The organism is Streptomyces sp. NPDC005794 (assembly GCF_042871445.1).
Lineage (GTDB): Bacteria > Actinomycetota > Actinomycetes > Streptomycetales > Streptomycetaceae > Streptomyces.
The window spans coordinates 1-19,524 of record NZ_JBIAIN010000022.1 but is presented as its reverse complement, the minus strand read 5'-3'; the positions used below and the strand labels follow the sequence as shown (position 1 = coordinate 19,524).

Annotated in this window: 13 protein-coding genes and 1 tRNA gene; 2 read left to right on the top strand and 12 right to left on the bottom strand. The window is 68.7% G+C overall.

The window, feature by feature from the left end:
- Nucleotides 1-90 precede the first annotated feature (90 nt).
- Complete coding sequence (locus ACFYQ5_RS29385; RefSeq protein WP_389201895.1) at nt 91-897, top strand: Fpg/Nei family DNA glycosylase; 807 nt, start codon at nt 91-93, stop codon at nt 895-897.
- Nucleotides 898-930: 33 nt separating this feature from the next.
- On the opposite strand, the gene ACFYQ5_RS29380 is transcribed toward ACFYQ5_RS29385, so the two are convergent.
- From ACFYQ5_RS29380 to ACFYQ5_RS29330, 11 genes are all read right to left on the bottom strand, one after another.
- Entirely contained in the window at nt 931-1,149 is a 219-nt protein-coding gene (locus tag ACFYQ5_RS29380) for a hypothetical protein (RefSeq protein WP_389201894.1), read from the bottom strand.
- A gap of 294 nt (nt 1,150-1,443) precedes the next feature.
- Complete coding sequence (locus tag ACFYQ5_RS29375; RefSeq protein ID WP_389201893.1) at nt 1,444-1,635, bottom strand: CsbD family protein; 192 nt, start codon at nt 1,633-1,635, stop codon at nt 1,444-1,446.
- 27 nt (nt 1,636-1,662) lie between these two features.
- Nucleotides 1,663-2,133: a Dps family protein gene (locus ACFYQ5_RS29370; RefSeq protein ID WP_389201891.1), complete on the bottom strand. Its 471-nt coding sequence runs from the start codon at nt 2,131-2,133 to the stop codon at nt 1,663-1,665.
- A 227-nt stretch (nt 2,134-2,360) separates the two neighbouring features.
- Complete coding sequence (locus tag ACFYQ5_RS29365) at nt 2,361-2,744, bottom strand: helix-turn-helix domain-containing protein (protein ID WP_014153702.1); 384 nt, start codon at nt 2,742-2,744, stop codon at nt 2,361-2,363.
- A gap of 109 nt (nt 2,745-2,853) precedes the next feature.
- A complete protein-coding gene (locus ACFYQ5_RS29360; RefSeq protein ID WP_389201888.1) occupies nt 2,854-3,366 on the bottom strand; it encodes a CinA family protein in 513 nt (170 codons plus the stop codon).
- Entirely contained in the window at nt 3,363-4,166 is an 804-nt protein-coding gene (pgsA, locus tag ACFYQ5_RS29355) for a CDP-diacylglycerol--glycerol-3-phosphate 3-phosphatidyltransferase (protein WP_389201887.1), read from the bottom strand. Before pgsA ends, ACFYQ5_RS29360 begins: the two co-directional genes overlap by 4 nt.
- A complete protein-coding gene (rimO, locus tag ACFYQ5_RS29350; protein WP_389201886.1) occupies nt 4,163-5,641 on the bottom strand; it encodes a 30S ribosomal protein S12 methylthiotransferase RimO in 1,479 nt (492 codons plus the stop codon). Before rimO ends, pgsA begins: the two co-directional genes overlap by 4 nt.
- A 175-nt stretch (nt 5,642-5,816) precedes the next feature.
- Nucleotides 5,817-6,617 carry a helix-turn-helix domain-containing protein gene (locus tag ACFYQ5_RS29345; protein WP_389201884.1) on the bottom strand — a complete coding sequence of 267 codons (801 nt, stop codon included), beginning with the start codon at nt 6,615-6,617 and terminating at the stop codon, nt 5,817-5,819.
- Nucleotides 6,618-6,829: 212 nt separating this feature from the next.
- Nucleotides 6,830-9,622 (bottom strand): DNA translocase FtsK, encoded by a 2,793-nt coding sequence (locus ACFYQ5_RS29340; protein ID WP_389201883.1) that lies wholly within the window; start codon nt 9,620-9,622, stop codon nt 6,830-6,832.
- Nucleotides 9,623-9,732: 110 nt separating this feature from the next.
- Nucleotides 9,733-10,413: a two-component system response regulator gene (locus tag ACFYQ5_RS29335; RefSeq protein WP_389201881.1), complete on the bottom strand. Its 681-nt coding sequence runs from the start codon at nt 10,411-10,413 to the stop codon at nt 9,733-9,735.
- 245 nt (nt 10,414-10,658) lie between these two features.
- Nucleotides 10,659-16,085, bottom strand: a complete 5,427-nt coding sequence (locus tag ACFYQ5_RS29330; protein WP_389201880.1) for a HAMP domain-containing protein — start codon at nt 16,083-16,085, stop codon at nt 10,659-10,661.
- 413 nt (nt 16,086-16,498) lie between these two features.
- Between ACFYQ5_RS29330 and ACFYQ5_RS29325 the strand changes: the two genes are divergently transcribed.
- Complete coding sequence (locus ACFYQ5_RS29325) at nt 16,499-19,114, top strand: SpoIIE family protein phosphatase (protein ID WP_389201879.1); 2,616 nt, start codon at nt 16,499-16,501, stop codon at nt 19,112-19,114.
- A gap of 83 nt (nt 19,115-19,197) precedes the next feature.
- Here the strand turns inward: ACFYQ5_RS29325 and ACFYQ5_RS29320 are convergent.
- Nucleotides 19,198-19,270 (bottom strand) — tRNA-Thr (locus ACFYQ5_RS29320).
- Nucleotides 19,271-19,524: the final 254 nt, after the last annotated feature.

The following is a 19,524-nucleotide window of genomic DNA, read 5'->3' as shown; positions in this document are numbered from 1 at the left end:
GAGCGGACGAGCGACCACGCACCACACGCCACACCCCGAACACCACGCACCGACACACCACGCACCGACATGTCCGCGCATCATGGATGCATGCCCGAAGGTGACACCGTCCTGCAGACCGCCCGACGCCTCGACGCGGCACTCGCCGGTCAGGTGCTGACGGTCTCCGACCTGCGGGTCCCCCGGTTCGCCACAGCCGACCTGACCGGCCGGACCGTGCTGGACGTGACAGCACGCGGCAAGCATCTGCTCACCCGGTTCCACGGCGGCCTCACCCTCCACAGCCATCTGCGCATGGACGGCGCCTGGCGCGTGTACGACCACGGCGAGCGCTGGCGAGGCGGTCCTGCCCACCAGATCCGCGCCGTCCTCGCCACAGCGGAGCACAGCGCCGTCGGCTACCGTCTGCCCGTCCTCGAGCTGCTCCGTACCGAGGACGAGGAGCAGGTCGTCGGCCATCTGGGTCCCGATCTGCTGGGCCCTGACTGGGATCCGGACACCGCTCTGCGCAATCTGCTCGCCGACCCCGAGCGGCGCGTCGGGGACGCGCTCCTGGACCAGCGCAACCTGGCCGGTATCGGCAATGTCTACATGTGCGAGCTCTGTTTCATGGCCCGGGCGACGCCGTGGCAGCCGGTGGGCGAGCTGCCCCTGCCCGTCGCCACGCGTCTGGTCGGCACTGCCAAGCAGCTCCTGGAGGCCAACCGCGACCGGCCGATCCGGACCACGACCGGGGCGACCCCGGCCATGTCCCGCATCCGCACGCGGGAGCGTCTCTTCGTCTACGGACGGGCAGGCCGCCCCTGCCTGCGCTGCCGCACACCCATCCGTCTGGCGGACCGCGACGACCGTCCCGCCTACTGGTGCCCGCACTGCCAGTCCGGGCCCACCGGCTGAGAACGGCCGGACCAGGCTGCTGAAGCGGCCAGCCTAGGAGGATATGTCCGTCCGGGTCGCCCCAGGCTCATCGGCGTCCGCCACCGACCGCACCGCGGAGGCCGCGTGTACGGGCAGGAGGCTCAGCCCCCACCCACCGGCCGCCACGGCGCCTTCGACCAGCCCGGCGTGTTCCGGCTCCAGAAGCAACCGCACCACGGCCCACCACCACAGGCCACCGATGACAAGCGCCAGGACCCATCGCCGCACCATGGCTGCCTCCTCCGGCCGACGCTAGTACGGCACGATCTCCTGGCGGGAGGGCGCACCGGTGCAACTACCGGCGTGCGCCGCGCCGACGGGACGACACTGCACGCCCTCCCCTCGGACCAGCCGTCGGGAGAGGGGGACCACGGCCCGCCCTCGCAGTTTCCCCCGGGTCCGCGCCGGCTGCATCCCGCGGCCCGATCCGCCGGAGCCTCGGACAGGTCGGAGCCCCGACACGCAGACATGCCGGTGCCCCCGGGGATTCACCGAATCCGCAGGGGCACCGGAGGGGCGCTTTCCCTACCTGTCGTCGTCGGTGAGGGAATCCTTCATGCCCTTGACGCGGTCGCCGGTTGCACCCAGGGCGCCCTCCGCCCTGGCCTTGGCCTGGTCGGACTTGCCTTCGGCTTCCTTGCGGCGGTCGCCGGTCACCTTGCCGGTCGCTTCCTTGGCCTTGCCCTTGAGCTTGTCCATGGCCTTCTTGTCCGTCACGGTGGCTCCTTCCTCGCGTTCGCTGTTTCAGGCACTCTCCGCCTGGAACATCCACGCGTGCTTCTCAAGATCCGCGGTGAGGGTGATCAGGATGTCCTGGCTGATGGGATCCGGTTCGTCGGTCGCCTCGATCCGCTCCCGCATGCGGTCGACGACCACGCGCAGGGCGTCGACGAGCACGCGTACCGCGTCCACGTCCTTGATCCAGCCGTCGGGCACCGCATCGATGGCAGTGGTCTTCGCGAGCGTCCGGGACCGGCCGTCCGGGTTGACGCCGACCGCGGAAGCCCTCTCCGCGACCGTGTCCGAGTGCTGCCGCGCCGTGTCCACGACCTCGTCGAGCTGAAGGTGCACGGAGCGGAAGCGCGGGCCGACCACATTCCAGTGGACCTGCTTGGCCACCAGGGAGAGGTCGACCAGGTCGACCAGCGCGCCTTGCAGCGCGTCCCCCACGACCTTGCGGTCAACCTCGGACAAGGCGCTCTTCACGACAGACATGCACTTCTCCGTTCAGATAGCTGTTCGGCCTACCACTCGTCCACGATGCCACATATGGAGCAAAACGGTCACACGGTGGCTGCTCCGGAGAATCACCTCCGAGAGACGCCTCCCGGCCTCACTTCGCGCGTGCCCCGCGAACCGCCCCGCACACACCGCGACACGCGAAAGCCCCGGCCGGCCCGTTGAGGGGCCGACCGGGGCTTCGTTCACCACGAACCGCGCGGTCAGGCGGCGACGACATCCACCGCTTCCGCAGGCGCCTTGATGGTCACCCGTCCCGTCGGTACGCCGGCGACCGACGCAACGGAGACGGAATTGAGCATCGGGCGAACCGGCACAGGCACCGCATCACTGGCTGCTGCCGACTCGGCCAGCTCAGCCAGCGACAGTTCATCGCTCACTTCACGCATGAGCTCGGACATCCGTACGTCCAGCGCGTCGCAAATGGCGGAGAGCAGTTCGGAGGATGCCTCCTTCTGCCCCCGCTCCACCTCGGAGAGATAGCCGAGCGAGACTCGGGCGGACGAGGAGACTTCGCGCAGAGTACGGCCTTGGCGCTGGCGCTGCCGACGCAGCACGTCACCAAGCAGGCGACGGAGCAGAATCATCGGTGGCTCCCTCCTCGGACCGCGTAGCCGCATCCTTCACGCCCCACCGTACCGCCTTGCGCTGCGGCCGTGCGGGGAGCGATGTCGTGTTCACTCAGGGCTGCAAACATCAATTCCCCCCGTTCTGTTCCGTATCCTGTGCCCTCGCATCTTCGCCGAGTTCGCCGGAGAGCAACTCGAGCAGGCTCCGCACCGTCTCTTTACGGATGTCCGCGCGCCCGCCGTTCAACCGCAGCTCGGCCACTTTCCGTACGCCACCAGGCCCGGAAACGGCTATGAAGACCGTTCCGACCGGCTTGCCGTCCTGCGGCTCCGGGCCCGCGACCCCGGTGGTCGATACGCCCCAGTCCGCGCCGAGGACCCTGCGCACGCCGGCGGCCATCGCCTGGGCGACCTCCGGGTCCACCGCTCCGCGCTCGGCCAGCAGCACGCCGTCGACACCCAGTACATCGCGCTTCAGGGGCGTGGCGTACGCCGTGACGGACCCGCGGAAGCACCGCGAGGCGCCCGGCACGGAAGTCAGCTCAGCCGCCACCAGACCGCCGGTGAGGGATTCGGCGACGCCGAGCGTCTCACCGCGCTCCTGCAGCTGCCGCAGCACCCGGGCCGCCACGGACGTCACCGCTCCGCCTCCGCGGCGCCCCGACTGCCCGCCACGCGTTTCCCGAGGGGCTCCACCACGCCTTCGGCCGCCCCGCTCATTTCATCCGTGGCGTAGCGCCCGGCGCCGTCCTCCCCGTCCGCTGCCACCGCGACCGCTTCCATGGCGGCGGCCCGTTCGGCCGCGAGCCCGCGGCGACGCAACACGACGGCCTGCCGCACGTAGTCGAGGCCGGTGACGACCGTCAGCACGACAGCGGCCATCATCACCCAGAAGCGCAGGGTCGCCAGGGGGCCCGTCAGCGCCAGGACGTACATACCCACAGCAATGCCCTGGGCCAGGGTCTTGATCTTCCCGCCGCGGCTGGCCGGGATCACCGAGTGCCGGATGACCCAGAAACGCATGAGCGTGATGCCGAGCTCACGGAAGAGGATCACGCCGGTGATCCACCACGGGAGATCGCCGAGCCAGGACAGACAGATCAGTGCCGCACCCATGATCGCCTTGTCCGCGATCGGGTCGGCGATCTTCCCGAAATCGGTGACCAGGTTGTACGCGCGCGCCAGATGACCGTCGAAGACATCCGTGATCATCGCGACGGCGAAGGCCGCCCAGGCGAACGCCCGCCAGACGGGGTCGTAGCCACCGTCGTGCAGGAGGAGCATGACAAAGCCCGGGACGAGCAGCAGCCGCAGCATCGTGAGGATGTTCGCGATGTTCCACAGACCGGCCTGATTGACGGCCGCCGCACCCAGCTTGCCGCCGCGGTGCGCCGGCGTCGCGCCGGAGCCGCCTGCCGCGGATGCCGGGGCTCCCGTCATCTGGCCGCCTCCGCAAGCTCGTGGTGTTCGGCCACGAGGTCCACTCCCTCGGTGCCCACTGCCTTCGCTTCGACCATACGGCCCGGCACGAGGCCTTCGCGTGCGGTGAAGACGACCTGGCCGTCCGTTTCCGGCGCCTGGTGGGCGGCTCGGCCCACCGCCACGGGCCCGTCCTCCTCGGATTCCACGGACTCGACGAGAACCTGAAGCGTTTCGCCGACCCGTTCCTCGGCACGCTGCGAGGTCAGCTCCTCGGCGAGCTGCGAGATGTGCGCAAGGCGCTCCGCGATGACGTCGGCGTCCAGCTTGTTCTCGTAACCGACCGCCTCGGTGCCCTCCTCGTCGGAGTAGCCGAAGACCCCGATCGCGTCCAGGCGCGCGCCGGTGAGGAAGCGTTCCAGCTCGGCGAGGTCGGCCTCGGTCTCACCGGGGAAGCCCACGATGAAGTTCGACCGCGCACCGGCCTGCGGCGCCTTCGTCCGAATGGTGTCGAGGAGTTCGAGGAACCGGTCCGTATCACCGAACCGCCGCATCGCGCGCAGGACCCCGGGGGCGGAGTGCTGGAACGAGAGGTCGAAGTAGGGGGCGACCTTGGGCGTCGAGGTGAGTACGTCGATCAGCCCCGGCCGCATCTCGGCGGGCTGCAGGTAGCTGACGCGGATCCGCTCGATCCCGTCGACGTCGGCGAGCTCGGGCAGCAGGGTCTCCAGGAGCCTGATGTCCCCGAGGTCCTTGCCGTACGAGGTGTTGTTCTCGGAGACGAGCATGACCTCCTTGACGCCCTGCTCGGCGAGCCAGCGGGTCTCTCCGAGTACGTCGGAGGGGCGCCGCGAGATGAACGAGCCGCGGAAGGACGGGATGGCGCAGAACGAGCACCGTCGGTCACAGCCCGAGGCGAGCTTCACCGAGGCGACCGGGCTGGTCCCCAGCCTGCGGCGCAGCGGTGCTCGCGGCCCGGAGACCGGCGCGACACCCTCCGGCAGGTCCGCGGGGGCCGGCGCGATCTCCTGGGAGTGCCCCGGCAGCGCGACGGCGGCGTCCTGCCGCTCGGCCGGACTGATCGGCAGCAGCTTGCGACGGTCGCGCGGGGTGTGGGAGGCGTGGATGCCACCGTTGAGGATGGTCTGCAGGCGGTCGGAGATGTCGGCGTAGTCGTCGAATCCGAGGACTCCGTCCGCTTCCGGCAGCGCCTCGGCAAGATCCTTGCCATAGCGCTCGGCCATGCAGCCGACGGCCACGACGGCCTGGGTTCTGCCGTGATCCTTCAGATCGTTGGCTTCGAGCAGGGCATCGACGGAGTCCTTCTTGGCGGCTTCGACGAACCCACAGGTGTTGACGACGGCGACATCCGCGTCCGTGGCGTTCTCGACGAGCTCCCAGCCGTCCGCTGCCAAGCGGCCTGCAAGCTCCTCCGAGTCCACCTCGTTACGGGCGCAGCCGAGAGTGACAAGGGCGACGGTACGGCGTTCGGGCATGGGCTCAAGACTACTTTGTCCCGGCACTCGCCCTACCGTGCAGGGTTCACTGCTACGGGGAGTGACCGAACAGTGGGTGAAGCCGAGGGACCACGAACGACCCGGAGAACGCCGACGGTGAGTGTCCGGCCGGACTGCCGGGCACTCACCGTCGGGAAAAGCGCGGGCGGAGAGGTCAGCCGACCTCGGGGTCACCCTTGGTGTACGAGAGCCTTTCGACCTGACCCGCTTCGAACTGATCGTCGAGCTTCTTGCCGTTCACGAAGAGATCGATCGCTCCGGCGTCACCGAGAACGAGGTCGACCCGCTCCTTGTCCTGGAAGGTCTTGGAATCTCCCTGGGCCAGCAGACCATCGAAGAGCAGTCGTCCGTTGTGGTCCTTGGCGGAGATCCAGCTCTTGCCTTCGGTGGCGCTGAGCCTGACCGTCACCTTGTCCCGCGGAGCTGCGGCGATGGCGCTTTCGGAGGGAACGGGCTTGGGGTCGGCGGGCTTGGTCGTGGTGGGCTTGGGAGTGGTCTTGTCGGATGTCGAGCCCTCGGCGACCTGCGCCGAGCCCGAACCCTTGTCCTCGCCGCTGAAGAGTGTGAAGCCGACGAAGCCGACCACGGCGACGATCGCGGCGACCATGGCCGCGGTCCAGTTGGGCCGACGGGGTTCGGAGCGGATCCGCTCCGCCTCGAACAGCGGCGCCGCGGGAGTGGGAGCGGGGCGGCCGCCGTGCTCGGCGTCGAACTCCGCGATCAGCGGATCGGGGTCGAGCCGGACGGCCCGGGCGAGCATGCGGATATGGCCGCGGGCGTACACGTCACCGCCGCAGCGGGAGAAGTCGTCCTCCTCGATCGCGTGCACGATGGGGATGCGCACCCGGGTGGAGCTGCTGACTTCCTCGACCGTCAGACCTGCGGCGATACGAGCCTGCTGAAGCACGCGACCGATCGAAGGCCGGTCGTCTTCGGGGGAGTTGCCGATGGACACGGGGGCGCCTTTCGAGCGTGAGCCACCTGCTGGATGTTCAGTCTAGGGGTGGTACGAAAGGGTGGGGCAACCGGGAGCGACGACTTTGTACGCCATCGGGTTCGCCGGGCAGCCCCTCGGGCAGGACACAGGACGGAGCGCGCGACGGATCATCCCGCTACTCCTCCTTTCAACTTGACGTACGACCGGGCGAAACGGTTGCCCGCAAACTCTTACGAAGCGGATTCCCCGCGGATGACGGCCAACACGCCGTCGAGTTCGTCCGGTTTCACCATGACATCGCGCGCCTTGGAACCCTCGCTGGGACCCACAATGTTGCGCGACTCCATCAGGTCCATCAGACGACCGGCCTTCGCGAAGCCCACCCGCAGCTTGCGCTGGAGCATCGATGTCGAGCCGAACTGGGTGGACACGACCAGCTCGGCCGCCTGGCAGAGCAGATCGAGGTCGTCGCCGATGTCCTCGTCGATCTCCTTCTTCTGCTTCGTGCCGACCACCACGTCCTCGCGGAAGACCGGCGCCATCTGATCCTTGCAGTGCTGGACGACAGCCGCGACCTCGGCCTCGGTGACGAAGGCCCCCTGCATACGGGTGGGCTTGTTCGCTCCCATCGGCAGGAACAGTCCGTCGCCCTTCCCGATGAGCTTCTCGGCCCCCGGCTGGTCGAGGATGACCCGGCTGTCCGCGAGCGACGAGGTCGCGAAGGCGAGCCGGGAGGGCACGTTGGCCTTGATCAGACCTGTCACGACGTCGACCGAGGGGCGCTGCGTGGCGAGCACCAGATGGATGCCGGCGGCGCGCGCCAGCTGGGTGATCCGGACGATGGAGTCCTCGACGTCGCGCGGGGCCACCATCATGAGGTCCGCCAGCTCGTCGACGATGACCAGCAGGTACGGGTAGGCCGAGAGCTCCCGCTCGCTTCCCTCGGGGGCCTTGGCCTTGCCGGTGCGTACCGCGTGGTTGAAGTCGTCGATGTGCCTGAAGCCGTAGGCCGCGAGGTCGTCGTAGCGGAGGTCCATCTCCCGCACGACCCACTGGAGCGCCTCGGCGGCCTTCTTCGGGTTGGTGATGATGGGCGTGATGAGGTGCGGAATGCCCTCGTAGGCCGTGAGCTCGACCCGCTTCGGGTCGACGAGCACCATCCGCACTTCCTCCGGCGTCGCCCGCACCATGACCGAGGTGATCAGACAGTTGATGCAGGAGGACTTGCCGGAACCGGTCGCACCGGCGACCAGGACGTGCGGCATGTTCGCCAGGTTGGCCATCTCGTATCCGCCCTCGACGTTCTTGCCGAGTGCGACCAGCATGGGGTGGTCGTCCTCAGCCGCGTCCGCGAGACGCAGGACGTCGCCGAGGTTGACCATCTCCCGGTCGGAGTTGGGGATCTCGATACCGACTGCGGATTTGCCGGGGATCGGGGAGATGATCCGGACGTCCGGGCTCGCCACCGCGTAGGCGATGTTCTTGGTGAGGGCGGTGATCCGCTCGACCTTGACGGCGGGGCCGAGTTCCACCTCGTACCGGGTGACGGTCGGGCCGCGGGTGAAGCCGGTGACGGAGGCGTCGACCTTGAACTCGGTGAAGACGTTGGTCAGCGAGGCGACGACCACGTCGTTCGCGGCACTGCGCGTCTTGCCGGGACCCCCGCGCTCCAGCAGGTCCAGCGAGGGCAGCGAGTAGGTGATGTCGCCGGACAGCTGGAGCTGTTCGGCACGGGCGGGCAGCGGCTCGGACCGCTCGGGGGCGGGTTTCGTCAGATCGGGCACTCCACCTGTGGACGAGGAGCCCTTCACCGTGCCCGTCTCCGAGCCCTTGCGACCGGGCGGAGCCTTCTCCGCCGACCGCGCGCCGGGAACCGGGGTGCCGGTCCACTCCCGGTCCCGGTCCGTGGAGACGCCCTGGGTCAGATCGGCGACGACCGGCGAGGGGGGCATGCCGTTGAGCACAGCCCCGTCGAGCGCTGCGGCAGCGGCGGCCGCGACGTCGACGGCGTCCATGGTGCGGTTCATCGCAGGCTGGGCGGAGGACCTGCGGGGCTTGCGCCGCTTGGCCAGCGCCTCGCCCTCGGCATGATCCGGGTCGTACACGCCGTCCGGATCCGAACCGCGGGGCGAGGAGCGCCGCGAGCGCTCGGGCAGCGCCTCGCGCCACTGTTCGTCGTACCGCTCGTCGTCGCTCCCGTCCTCCTCGCCCGGTACGTACACCGGGTCGACGATGCCGAGCCTGACGCCGAGCTGCCGCAGCCTGCGGGGGATGGCGTTGACCGGGGTGGCGGTGACGACCAGCAGGCCGAAGACCGTCAGCAGCAGAAGCAGAGGGACGGCGAGGACCGCGCCCATCATGAAGACGAGAGGCTGGGAAGCGCCCCATCCGATCAGTCCGCCCGCGTCCTGCATGGCCCCGGTGCCGTCCTCGCGGCCGGGCGATCCACAGGCGATGTGGACCTGGCCGAGCACACCGATGACGAGAGCGGAGAGCCCGATGACGATACGGCCGTTGGCCTCGGGCTTCTCCGGATAGAGGATCAGCCGCACGGCGACGGCGCCCAGCAGTATCGGCACCAGCAGATCGAGCCGGCCGAACGCCCCGGTCACGAGCATCTCGACGAGATCGCCGACGGGGCCCCGCAGATGCGACCAGGTGCCCGCCGCCACGACCAGCGCGAGGCCGAGGAGCAGCAGGGCGAGTCCGTCCTTGCGGTGTGCCGGGTCCAGCCCCTTGGCACCGCGCCCTATGGAGCGGAACACCGCCCCGACGCCGTGCGCGGTACCCAGCCACAGCGCACGGACGAGCCTGTACACACCCCCGGTGGGGGACGGTGCGGGCTTGGGCGCGACCTTCTTCGCCGCGGCCTTCTTGGCGGGCGCCTTTTTGACGGACGCGGTCTTCTTCGGAGCCGCCTTCTTGGCGGGCGCGGCTTTCTTCGCCGGTCCCTGGGTACGACCGGCACGCTTCGCGGTGCCCGCCGTGCCCAGGGAACCCTTGCCGGACGTACGTGAGGCCATGTGACTGAGGTTACCGGTGCCGACGCCGGTGGACACGTGTGCCTACGGCTTCACCCGTCCGTGTCGCCCTTGCAGAGGAGCGAAACTGACGCACACTCAGTCGCCGCAGGTCAGCTCTGCGAGGGCAGGGTGGCCCCGGAACCGCCCGCCCCGGGCTCCAGTGCGTCGAGCGCCCGGCGCAGTCCGGTGAGCTTGCGCTCGAGATGGGCGGCGGTGGCCACGGCGGCCGCGTCCGCCGATTCGTCGTCCAGCTGTTTGGAGAGAGCCTCCGCCTGCTCCTCGACCGCGGCGAGCCGCGCCGAGAGCTCGGCGAGCAGACCCGCCGGCTCCTTCTCGTCGGCGCCCTGGTGGGCACCGCCCTCGAGCTGGAGTCGTAGCAGCGCCGCCTGTTCACGCAGCTGACAGTTCTTCATGTACAGCTCGACGAACACCGAGACCTTGGCGCGCAGCACCCAGGGGTCGAAGGGCTTCGAGATGTAGTCCACGGCACCCGCCGCATAACCCCGGAAGGTGTGATGCGGGCCGTGGTTGATCGCGGTCAGGAAGATGATCGGGATGTCCCGGGTCCGCTCCCGCCGCTTGATGTGCGCGGCCGTCTCGAATCCGTCCATGCCGGGCATCTGTACGTCCAGCAGAATGACCGCGAAATCGTCCGTGAGCAGCGCCTTGAGCGCTTCCTCCCCTGACGATGCCCGTACCAGTGTCTGATCGAGCGCAGAGAGGATGGCCTCCAGCGCCAGCAGATTCTCCGGCCGGTCATCGACCAGGAGGATCTTGGCCTTCTGCACCATGGCCCGTCCTCCTCGCCCCGGAATCGCACCGGGTGCCGCCCCAGGGGACGACTCCCTTACGCCGTCCGTCCTTGTGCCGGTCATGGTAGCCGCACCCCGCCCGTCACCACACCCTGTCACCGCGATGTCACTGTGCACATAGGCGAAAACGCGGCCGAAGCCCAGAAGGTTCCCCGGAATCCGCTCACTCACACCCTTCCGGACACAGCGAGCCGACGGATTCCGGTGAGTCACTCCCCGGACGGTCACTCTCCTCGCATCCAGTTCTCCATCACTGACAGCAGGTGATCGGAATCGACCGGCTTGGTCACGTAGTCGGAGGCCCCGCAGTCGATCGCCTTCTCGCGGTCGCCCTTCATGGCCTTGGCGGTCAGCGCGACGATCGGCAGCCCTGCGAACTGCGGCATCCGGCGGATCGCTGTCGTCGTCGCATAGCCATCCATCTCGGGCATCATGATGTCCATCAGAACGATCGTTACATCGTCGTGCTGCTCGAGGACTTCGATGCCCTCGCGGCCGTTCTCCGCGTACAGCACCGACAGGCCGTGCTGCTCCAGCACGCTGGTGAGGGCGAAGACATTGCGGATGTCGTCGTCGACGATCAGCACCTTCTCCCCGTGGAACCGGAACGTCCGGCGGGGTTCCTGCTCCTCCGGCGCGCTCTGCACCCACTCCTCCGGCGCCTGGCTCTCCTCCACGGACCTGCCGTTCGCCAGGGCGGGGCGTTGCGCCGCGCCCCCCAGGGCCTTGCGCCGGCGGCGGAACACCCCGGCGGAGTTGGCGGGGTCGCCCAGGGGCAGCCCGGTCCCGTTGCCCTGCGACGCCTCCAGGTGCAGGGCATCCTCGGCGGACTTCGCGTGGACCTCGATGGGGCCGGGCCCCATCTGCGGGTAGCCCTGCGGAGGCAGCTCGCTCGGGTGCAGGGGCAGGTACAGCGTGAAGGTCGACCCACGTCCGGGTTCGCTCGCCGCGTGGATCTCGCCGCCCAGCAGACGGGCGATCTCCCGGCTGATGGAGAGGCCGAGTCCGGTCCCCCCGTACTTGCGGCTGGTCGTACCGTCCGCCTGCTTGAACGCCTCGAAGATCACCAGCATCTTGCTGGACGCGATGCCGATTCCGGTGTCGGTGACCGAGAAGGCGATCAGGTCGCCGTCGGCGTCCTGCAGCGAACCGGCCTCCAGCAGGTGCTCCCTGATGGCGTTCGGCACATCGGCGCCGGCCGGCCGGATGACCAGCTCCACGGCGCCGCTGTCGGTGAACTTCACCGCGTTGGACAGGAGGTTGCGCAGGACCTGCAGCAGCCGCTGCTCGTCCGTGTGCAGCGTGGCGGGCAGCTCCGGAGACACCCGTACGGAGAAGTCGAGCCCCTTCTCCGCGGTGAGCGGCCGGAAGGTCGCCTCCACGTAGTCGACCAGCTGCACCAGTGCGATCCGGGTCGGACTGACGTCCATCTTGCCCGCCTCGACCTTGGACAGGTCGAGGATGTCGTTGATCAGCTGGAGCAGGTCGGAACCCGCCCCGTGGATCGTCTCGGCGAACTCCACCTGCTTCGGCGAGAGATTGCCCTCGGCGTTGTCCGCGAGCAGCTTGGCCAGGATGAGCAGCGAGTTGAGCGGCGTACGCAGCTCGTGCGACATGTTGGCCAGGAACTCCGACTTGTAGCGCATCGAGACGGCGAGCTGCTCGGCGCGTTCCTCCAGGACCTGCCGCGCCTCCTCGATCTCGGTGTTCTTCACCTCGATGTCACGGTTCTGCTGAGCCAGCAGTTCCGCCTTCTCCTCCAGCTCGGCGTTGGACGCCTGCAGCGCCTTCTGCCGGTTCTCGAGCTCCTGTGAACGGTCGCGCAGCTGCTCGGTGAGCTCCTGGGACTGTTCGAGGAGCTTCTCGGTCTTCGTGTTGACGCTGATGGTGTTGACGCTCGTGGCGATCATCTCGGCGAGCTGGTTGAGGAAGTCCCGCTGAATGTGTGTGAACGGCTGGAACGACGCCAGTTCGATGACACCGAGCACCTGGCCCTCGAAGAGCACCGGAAGCACGATCACGTGTGCGGGCGGGGCCTCACCGAGTCCTGAGGAGATCTTCAGATAGCCCGGCGGCACATTGTCCACCTGGATCGTCCGCTTCTCCTCGGCCGCCGTGCCGATGAGCGTCTCACCGGGCCGGAAGGAGGTCGGCATGGAGCCCGCCGAATAGCCGTAACTGCCGCGCATGCGCAGCTCGTACGAGCTCTCGTTACCGGCGTCCGACCCGACGCCGTCGCCGGTGGTCATGGCCAGGAAGAACGCACCGTGCTGGGCGGAGACGACCGGAGTCAGCTCGCTCATGATCAGCGAGGCGACGTCGTCCAGATCGCGGCGGCCCTGCATCAGACCGGAGATCCTGGCGAGGTTGCCCTTGAGCCAGTCCTGCTCCTTGTTGGCCAGCGTGGTGTCGCGCAGATTGGCGATCATCGTATTGATGTTGTCCTGCAGGACCTGGATCTCACCGGCCGCGTCGACATCGATCTTGAGGTTGAGATCACCGCGGGTCACCGCGGTGGCGACGGCCGCGATGGCGCGCACCTGACGGGTCAGGTTCCCGGCCATCTCGTTCACCGACTCGGTGAGGTCGCGCCAGGTTCCGTCGACGTCCCGGACCCGCGCCTGCCCGCCCAGCTGCCCCTCGGTGCCCACCTCGCGGGCCACCCGGGTCACCTGCTCGGCGAACGAGGAGAGCTGGTCGACCATCGTGTTGATGGTGTTCTTCAGCTCCTGGATCTCGCCGCGCGCATCGATGTCGATCTTCTTGGTGAGATCCCCCTTGGCGATGGCCGTCGTGACCGTGGCGATCTGGCGCACCTGCCCGGTCAGGTTCGACGCCATCGAGTTCACCGACTCGGTGAGGTCCTTCCAGGTGCCCGAGACACCCGGGACACGTGCCTGGCCGCCCAGCTCGCCCTCGGTGCCCACCTCGCGCGCCACGCGGGTCACCTCGTCGGCGAACGAGGACAGGGTCGTCACCATCGTGTTGACGGTGTCGGCGAGTTCGGCGACCTCGCCACGCGCCTCGACCGTCACCTTCTTCGTCAGGTCGCCGTTGGCGACCGCGGAGGAGACCCGGGAGATGTTGCGCACCTGGCTGGTCAGGTTGTTGGCCATCAGGTTGACGTTGTCGCTGAGGTCCTTCCAGATGCCCGTGGCACCGCGCACGCGCGCCTGGCCGCCCAGGATGCCCTCGGTGCCCACCTCGCGGGCGACCCTCGTCACCTCGTCGGCGAAGTTGAGCAGCTGGTCGACCATCGTGTTGACCGTCGTCACCAGCTCGAGGATCTCGCCCTTGGCGTCTACGGTGATCTTCTTGGAGAGATCACCCTTGGCGACCGCTGTGGTCACCTCGGCGATGTTGCGCACCTGGAGGGTGAGGTTGTTCGCCATGCCGTTGACGGACTGGGTGAGGTCCTTCCACGTACCGGAGACGCCCTGCACCTCTGCCTGCCCGCCGAGGATGCCCTCCGTGCCCACCTCGCGGGCGACCCGGGTCACCTGCTCAGCGAAGTTGGAGAGCTGGTCGACCATGGTGTTGAGGGTGTTCTTCAGCTCGAGGATCTCGCCCCGGGCGTCCACATCGATCTTCTGCGACAGGTCACCCCGTGCCACCGCCGTGGCGACCTGCGCGATGTTACGTACCTGGGCGGTGAGGTTCCCCGCCATGCCGTTCACCGAGTCGGTCAGGTCGCGCCACACGCCGGCCACGCCGGGGACCTGCGCCTGGCCGCCGAGACGGCCGTCCGTGCCCACCTCACGGGCCACCCGCGTGACCTGGTCGGCGAAGGCGGAGAGCTGGTCGACCATCGTGTTGATGGTGTTCTTCAGCTCGAGGATCTCGCCCCGGGCGTCCACATCGATCTTCTGCGACAGGTCACCCCGCGCCACCGCCGTGGTCACCTGGGCGATCTGCCGCACCTGGGAGGTGAGGTTGCCGGCCATGAAGTTGACGGAGTCGGTGAGCTCCTTCCAGGTACCGGAGACACCGTCGACGCGCGCCTGACCGCCCAGGCGGCCCTCCGTGCCCACGTCCCGGGCCATCCGCGTCACCTGGTCGGCGAAGTTGGACAGCTGCGCCACCATCGTGTTGACGGTGTTCTTCAGCTCCAGCATCTCGCCGGCCACATCGACGGTGACCTTCTGCGACAGGTCGCCGTTGGCGACGGCCGTCGTCACCTGCGCGATGTCACGCACCTGGCCCGTGAGGTTACGGAAGGCGGTGTTCACCGAGTCGGTGAGGTCCTTCCAGGTCCCCGCCGCCCCCGGTACTTCGGCCTGACCGCCGAGACGGCCCTCCACGCCGACCTCCCGGGCGACCCGGGTCACCTCCGAGCCGAAGGCCTGGAGCTGGTCCACCATCGTGTTGACGGTGTTCTTCAGCTCCAGCATCTCGCCGGCCACATCGACGGTGACCTTCTGCGTCATGTCACCGCTGGCCACCGCGGTGGTCACCTGCGCGATGTCACGCACCTGCGTCGTCAGGTTCCGGAAGACCGTGTTCACCGAATCGGTGAGGTCCTTCCAGGTCCCCGCGGCACCCGGCACCTGGGCCTGGCCACCGAGCAGACCCTCGCCACCGACCTCGCTCGCCACGCGCGTCACCTCGTCGGCGAAGGTACGCAGCGTCTCGGTCATCTGGTTGATCGTCTCGGCGAGCTGCGCGACCTCGCCGCGGGCGCTCACCGTGACCTTCTGCGACAGGTCGCCGTTGGCGACGGCCGTCGTCACCTCGGCGATGCCGCGCACCTGGGACGTGAGGTTCCCGGCCATCGTGTTGACGGAGTCGGTGAGGTCCTTCCAGACCCCGGCCACCCCCGGCACGGTCGCCTGCCCGCCCAGTTCGCCCTCGGTACCCACCTCACGGGCGACGCGGGTCACCTCGGAGGAGAACGACGACAGCTGGTCCACCATCGTGTTGACGGTGTTCTTGAGCTGGAGCATCTCACCGGCCACATGGACGGTGACCTTCCGTGACAGGTCACCCTTGGCCACGGCCGTCGTCACCAGGGCGATGTCGCGTACCTGTGCGGTGAGCCGGTAGGCCATGGTGTTCACGGAGTCCGTGAGGTCCTTCCACGACCCGGACATGCCGCGGACCTGGGCCTGACCGCCCAGCTTGCCCTCGGTACCCACTTCGACCGCGACCCGCGTCACCTGTTCGGTGAACGCGGACAACTGGTCGACCAGGTTGTTGACCGTGCGGGCGACCTTCAGGAACTCCCCGCGCAACGGGCGTACGGTCTCGTCCACCGCGTGGGTACGCAGTTCCATCCGTTGCTCGAGGTCACCGTCGGCGACGGCGGAGAGTACCCGTCCGACTTCGGACACGGGTCGCGCCAGATCGTCGACGAGCTCGTTGGAGGCGTCGATCGCGGCAGCCCAGGAGCCCTCGCAGGCACCGGTCTCCAGGCGCTCGGTGAGTTTCCCTTCGCGCCCGACCACACGCCGCACACGGGCGAGCTCGCCCGTCAGGTGCAGATTACGGTCGGCCACCTCGTTGAAGACCGCGGCGATCTCCGTGAGTACGCCGTCGCCGGAGACGGTGAGCCGCCTGCGGAAGTTGCCGTCACGCATCGCCACGAGGGCCGCGAGCAGTCTGTTCAGAGCTGCCGCGTCCACGTCAATGGTCCCATTGCGCTGCTTTTTCACGGACTGCCCGCCTTTTGTGCGCGTTCCTGAACCCCGCGCCGCCACGCCAGACTCCACCGTGTCCCTCCCGCAGGGGTTGACCGTATCGCTCGGGCCGTTATCGGAAGCTTGCCCACTTCCACTTTGGCTCACCGCCACAGCACACCGTCAACGGGTAACTATGCGGTCGTCAAATCGTTGAAACGTACCAGGCCGGGAGGGGAGGGCGAGGAAGGTCTCATGGTCGTCCCATTTCCCTCACCGGGACCCCTTAGTTGTGCGCCCGGCGCACAACCGCTGACTGCCCTGCGAACCCAAGTCCGCCCTCGTGTACCCGGGACACCTGGCGAGCGTCTAGCCTGGCAGACGAATCGAAGCGGCGATATACGGGCACAGGACTCGGGGAAGCGACGAGACACCATATGGGGAGTGCTGTGATCACCGCGCGCGCGGCTGCCACCTTCGATCCGGTCGGACGCTCGGTCGCGACCGCCCGCGCATTCGTCCGCGACACCCTTCAGGGGTGGGGTTACACGGACGTCGTTGACGACGCCGTCGTTCTTACCAGTGAACTTGTGACCAACGCGGTCGTGCACGCCGGCACAGCCGCCGACGTGCTGTGTCTGCGCACCGAGGACGGTGTACGCGTCGAGGTCTCCGACCACTACCCGGAGCGGGAGGTCCCGCTCCAGAGTTCCGGCCTCGACTTCGGCAGCCCGGACCGTGAGGGCGGCCGTGGCCTGCTGCTCTGCGCGGCTCTCGCTTCCCGCTGGGGCGTCGAGTACACCCCGACGCACAAACATGTCTGGTTCCAGCTCGATCTCCCCGAACGCCCCGTGGGTGTGCGCTCGGCGAGCCCGGTGCTGCCCACCGCGCTGCTTCCGGTAGCGGAACAGCGCGTACGGGTGGCTGTCGTCCAGACCGACGGATCCGGATCCATCGTCTCCTGGAACGACGACGCCTCCTTCCTCTTCGGGTACGCCGCGGAGCAGGTCGACGGCAAGCAGCTCACCGACTTCGTGGCGTGGCCGCACACCCCGGGCACCAACACCGGCATCGCCGACGCACTGCGACTCTCCCGGTGGGAGGGCAGCTACGGCATCCGCGGCGCCGACGGCCGCGTCATCCCTGTGTACGCGTCACACCTCAGAGTCCGTGACGCCGACGGCGAGCCCTCCACCGTCTGCCTCCTCGTGCGCGATTACGAGCGCGCCGTGCTGCAGAGGCCGGTGCGCGCCCCTGTCTCCGACCCCTCGGCGGACAACCGCAGTACGGACCCCTTCGAAATCTTCATCGGCTCCCCCGCCCCCGACGACCTCGACGGACTGCTGCAGCGCACGGTCGAGCGGGCGCGCGACATGCTGGACGCCGACGCCGCCTTCCTGCTGCTGGCCACCGATGACGAGACGGAGCTGGAGGTCCGCGCGACCACCGGCCTCCCTTCGGCACGCCAGCGCTTCGCACGGGTCCCCGTGGAGGCGGGCACGGGCCGCTACGGCTCCGCCCGCATGCCCGCCGTCCACGAGGACCTCACCGTCGTACCGGGCGCCGTCCCGCTGCTCAGCGACACCGGCATGCGGTCGGTCGTCACGGTCCCGCTCAAGGTCGAGGGCCGCCTCACCGGCTCCCTCGGGGTCGCTGCCGAAGCGGCCGGGCGGTACTCCAACGAGGAGGCCCTGCGGCTGCAGTTCGCCGCGGACCGCATCGCGCTGGCCGTCGAGTCCGCCCGGCTCGGCGAGCTGGAGCGCCTGCGCCGCGGCTCGCTGTCCTTCCTCGTCGAGGCTTCCGATCTACTGGCCGGCACGCTGGACAGGGATCAGACACTGGCCCTGATGGCACAGATGACCGTGCCCACGCTGGCCACCTGGTGCGCCGTCTACACCATCGCGGACCAGTCCTCGGAGCCGTATCTCTCCTACGTCCTCCACGAGGACGAGGAGCGCATCGACGGCCTGAAGGCCCTGCTGTCCTCCATCGACCCGCCGGAACCCGTCCCCACCCCTGGCGCCCGCATCTGGCCGGCGCCCACGGAAGCAGGTCATCAGGCCGCCCTGCGCACCTCCAAGCGCACTCTGGGCAGGAACGCGCCCCTGAGCATGGGGGCAGCCGTCCGTACCGTCCTGGCCACGGCGGTTGCCGTGGGAGGCGAGACCGTGGTCCTGCCGCTCGTGGCGAGGAACCGTGTGATCGGCATGCTCACGCTCGGCAAGCCGTCCGACGAGCACTTCCGCCAGGAGATTCTGGAGCTGGCCGAGGACCTGTCCCGACGGGCTGCTCTGGCTCTCGACAACGCCCGCCTGTACTCGGAGCGCATGGCCATCAGCCAGTCGCTCCAGCGGAGCCTGCTGCCGCCCGGCCTGCCCGATGTGCCCAACGTCGAGATCGAGGTCATCTACCGTGCGGCCGGCGAGGGCAACGAGGTCGGCGGCGACTTCTACGACGTCTTCCCCATTCGTGACGGTGCCTACGGCTTCGCCATCGGCGACGTCTGCGGTACGGGCCCGGAGGCGGCCGCCGTCACGGGCCTCGCCCGCCATGCCTTGCGCCTGCTCGCCCGTGAGGGGTTCAGTGGCCCCGCGGTACTGGAGCGACTCAACGCCGCCATCCTGGACGAAGGCGCGCGCAGCCGCTTCCTCACGCTGCTCTACGGGGAATTGTGGCCCCAGGAGGACGGAAGCGCCCTCCTGAAGGTGGTCTGTGCCGGCCATCCCCTCCCCCTACGTCTGCGCCAGGACGGCTCCGTGGAAGCGGCAGCCGAACCGCAGCCGCTCCTGGGGGTCATCGAGGACCTCGAGCTGTACGAGCAGGAGGTCACCCTGGAACCCGGCGACGTCCTCCTGTGTGTGACCGACGGAGTCACCGAACGCCGCGAGGGTGCGCGCATGCTGGGCGACGACGGCCTGGCCGATGTCCTCGCCGTGTGTACGGGCCTGACGGCCGGAGCGGTGGCGGGGCGCATCCTGCGAGCCGTGGAGCGCTTCGCCGCAGAGCCCGCGTCCGACGACATGGCCATCCTGGCCATGCGCGTCCCGGAGCCGCACAGCCGCTAGGGCGGGTTTCGACAACACGCCCTAGAGGTTCCTCCCGACACGAGAAAGGCCCCCGCCAGTGGCGGGGGCCTTTCCAAGTGCTGAGCCCCAATGCGGAATCGAACCGCAGACCTTCTCCTTACCATGGAGACGCTCTACCGACTGAGCTATTGGGGCCTGCTGCCTTGCGGCAACGAGATAAAGCATACCCTGAACAAGAGGGTGCTCAAAACCAGCGGTTCGAAGCTTCCGACGACATCCGACGGACGACTTCGGCCTCGTCGGAACACCCCTGCCGGCACACTCACCGGCCGCCGGGTTCGTGCCTGTTTCGTCCTGTGAACGCAGAAAAGCCCCGTGCCACAAGGGCACGGGGCTTTCCCGGAATAATTGTTCGGCGGCGTCCTACTCTCCCACAGGGTCCCCCCTGC

Coding starts and splice junctions, on each gene's coding strand:
- ACFYQ5_RS29385 (WP_389201895.1), top strand. CDS start 91: ATGCCCGAAGGTGACACCGTCCTGCAGACCGCCCGACGCCTCGACGCG.
- ACFYQ5_RS29380 (WP_389201894.1), bottom strand. CDS start 1,149: ATGGTGCGGCGATGGGTCCTGGCGCTTGTCATCGGTGGCCTGTGGTGG.
- ACFYQ5_RS29370 (WP_389201891.1), bottom strand. CDS start 2,133: ATGTCTGTCGTGAAGAGCGCCTTGTCCGAGGTTGACCGCAAGGTCGTG.
- ACFYQ5_RS29365 (WP_014153702.1), bottom strand. CDS start 2,744: ATGATTCTGCTCCGTCGCCTGCTTGGTGACGTGCTGCGTCGGCAGCGC.
- pgsA (WP_389201887.1), bottom strand. CDS start 4,166: ATGACGGGAGCCCCGGCATCCGCGGCAGGCGGCTCCGGCGCGACGCCG.
- rimO (WP_389201886.1), bottom strand. CDS start 5,641: ATGCCCGAACGCCGTACCGTCGCCCTTGTCACTCTCGGCTGCGCCCGT.
- ACFYQ5_RS29340 (WP_389201883.1), bottom strand. CDS start 9,622: ATGGCCTCACGTACGTCCGGCAAGGGTTCCCTGGGCACGGCGGGCACC.
- ACFYQ5_RS29335 (WP_389201881.1), bottom strand. CDS start 10,413: ATGGTGCAGAAGGCCAAGATCCTCCTGGTCGATGACCGGCCGGAGAAT.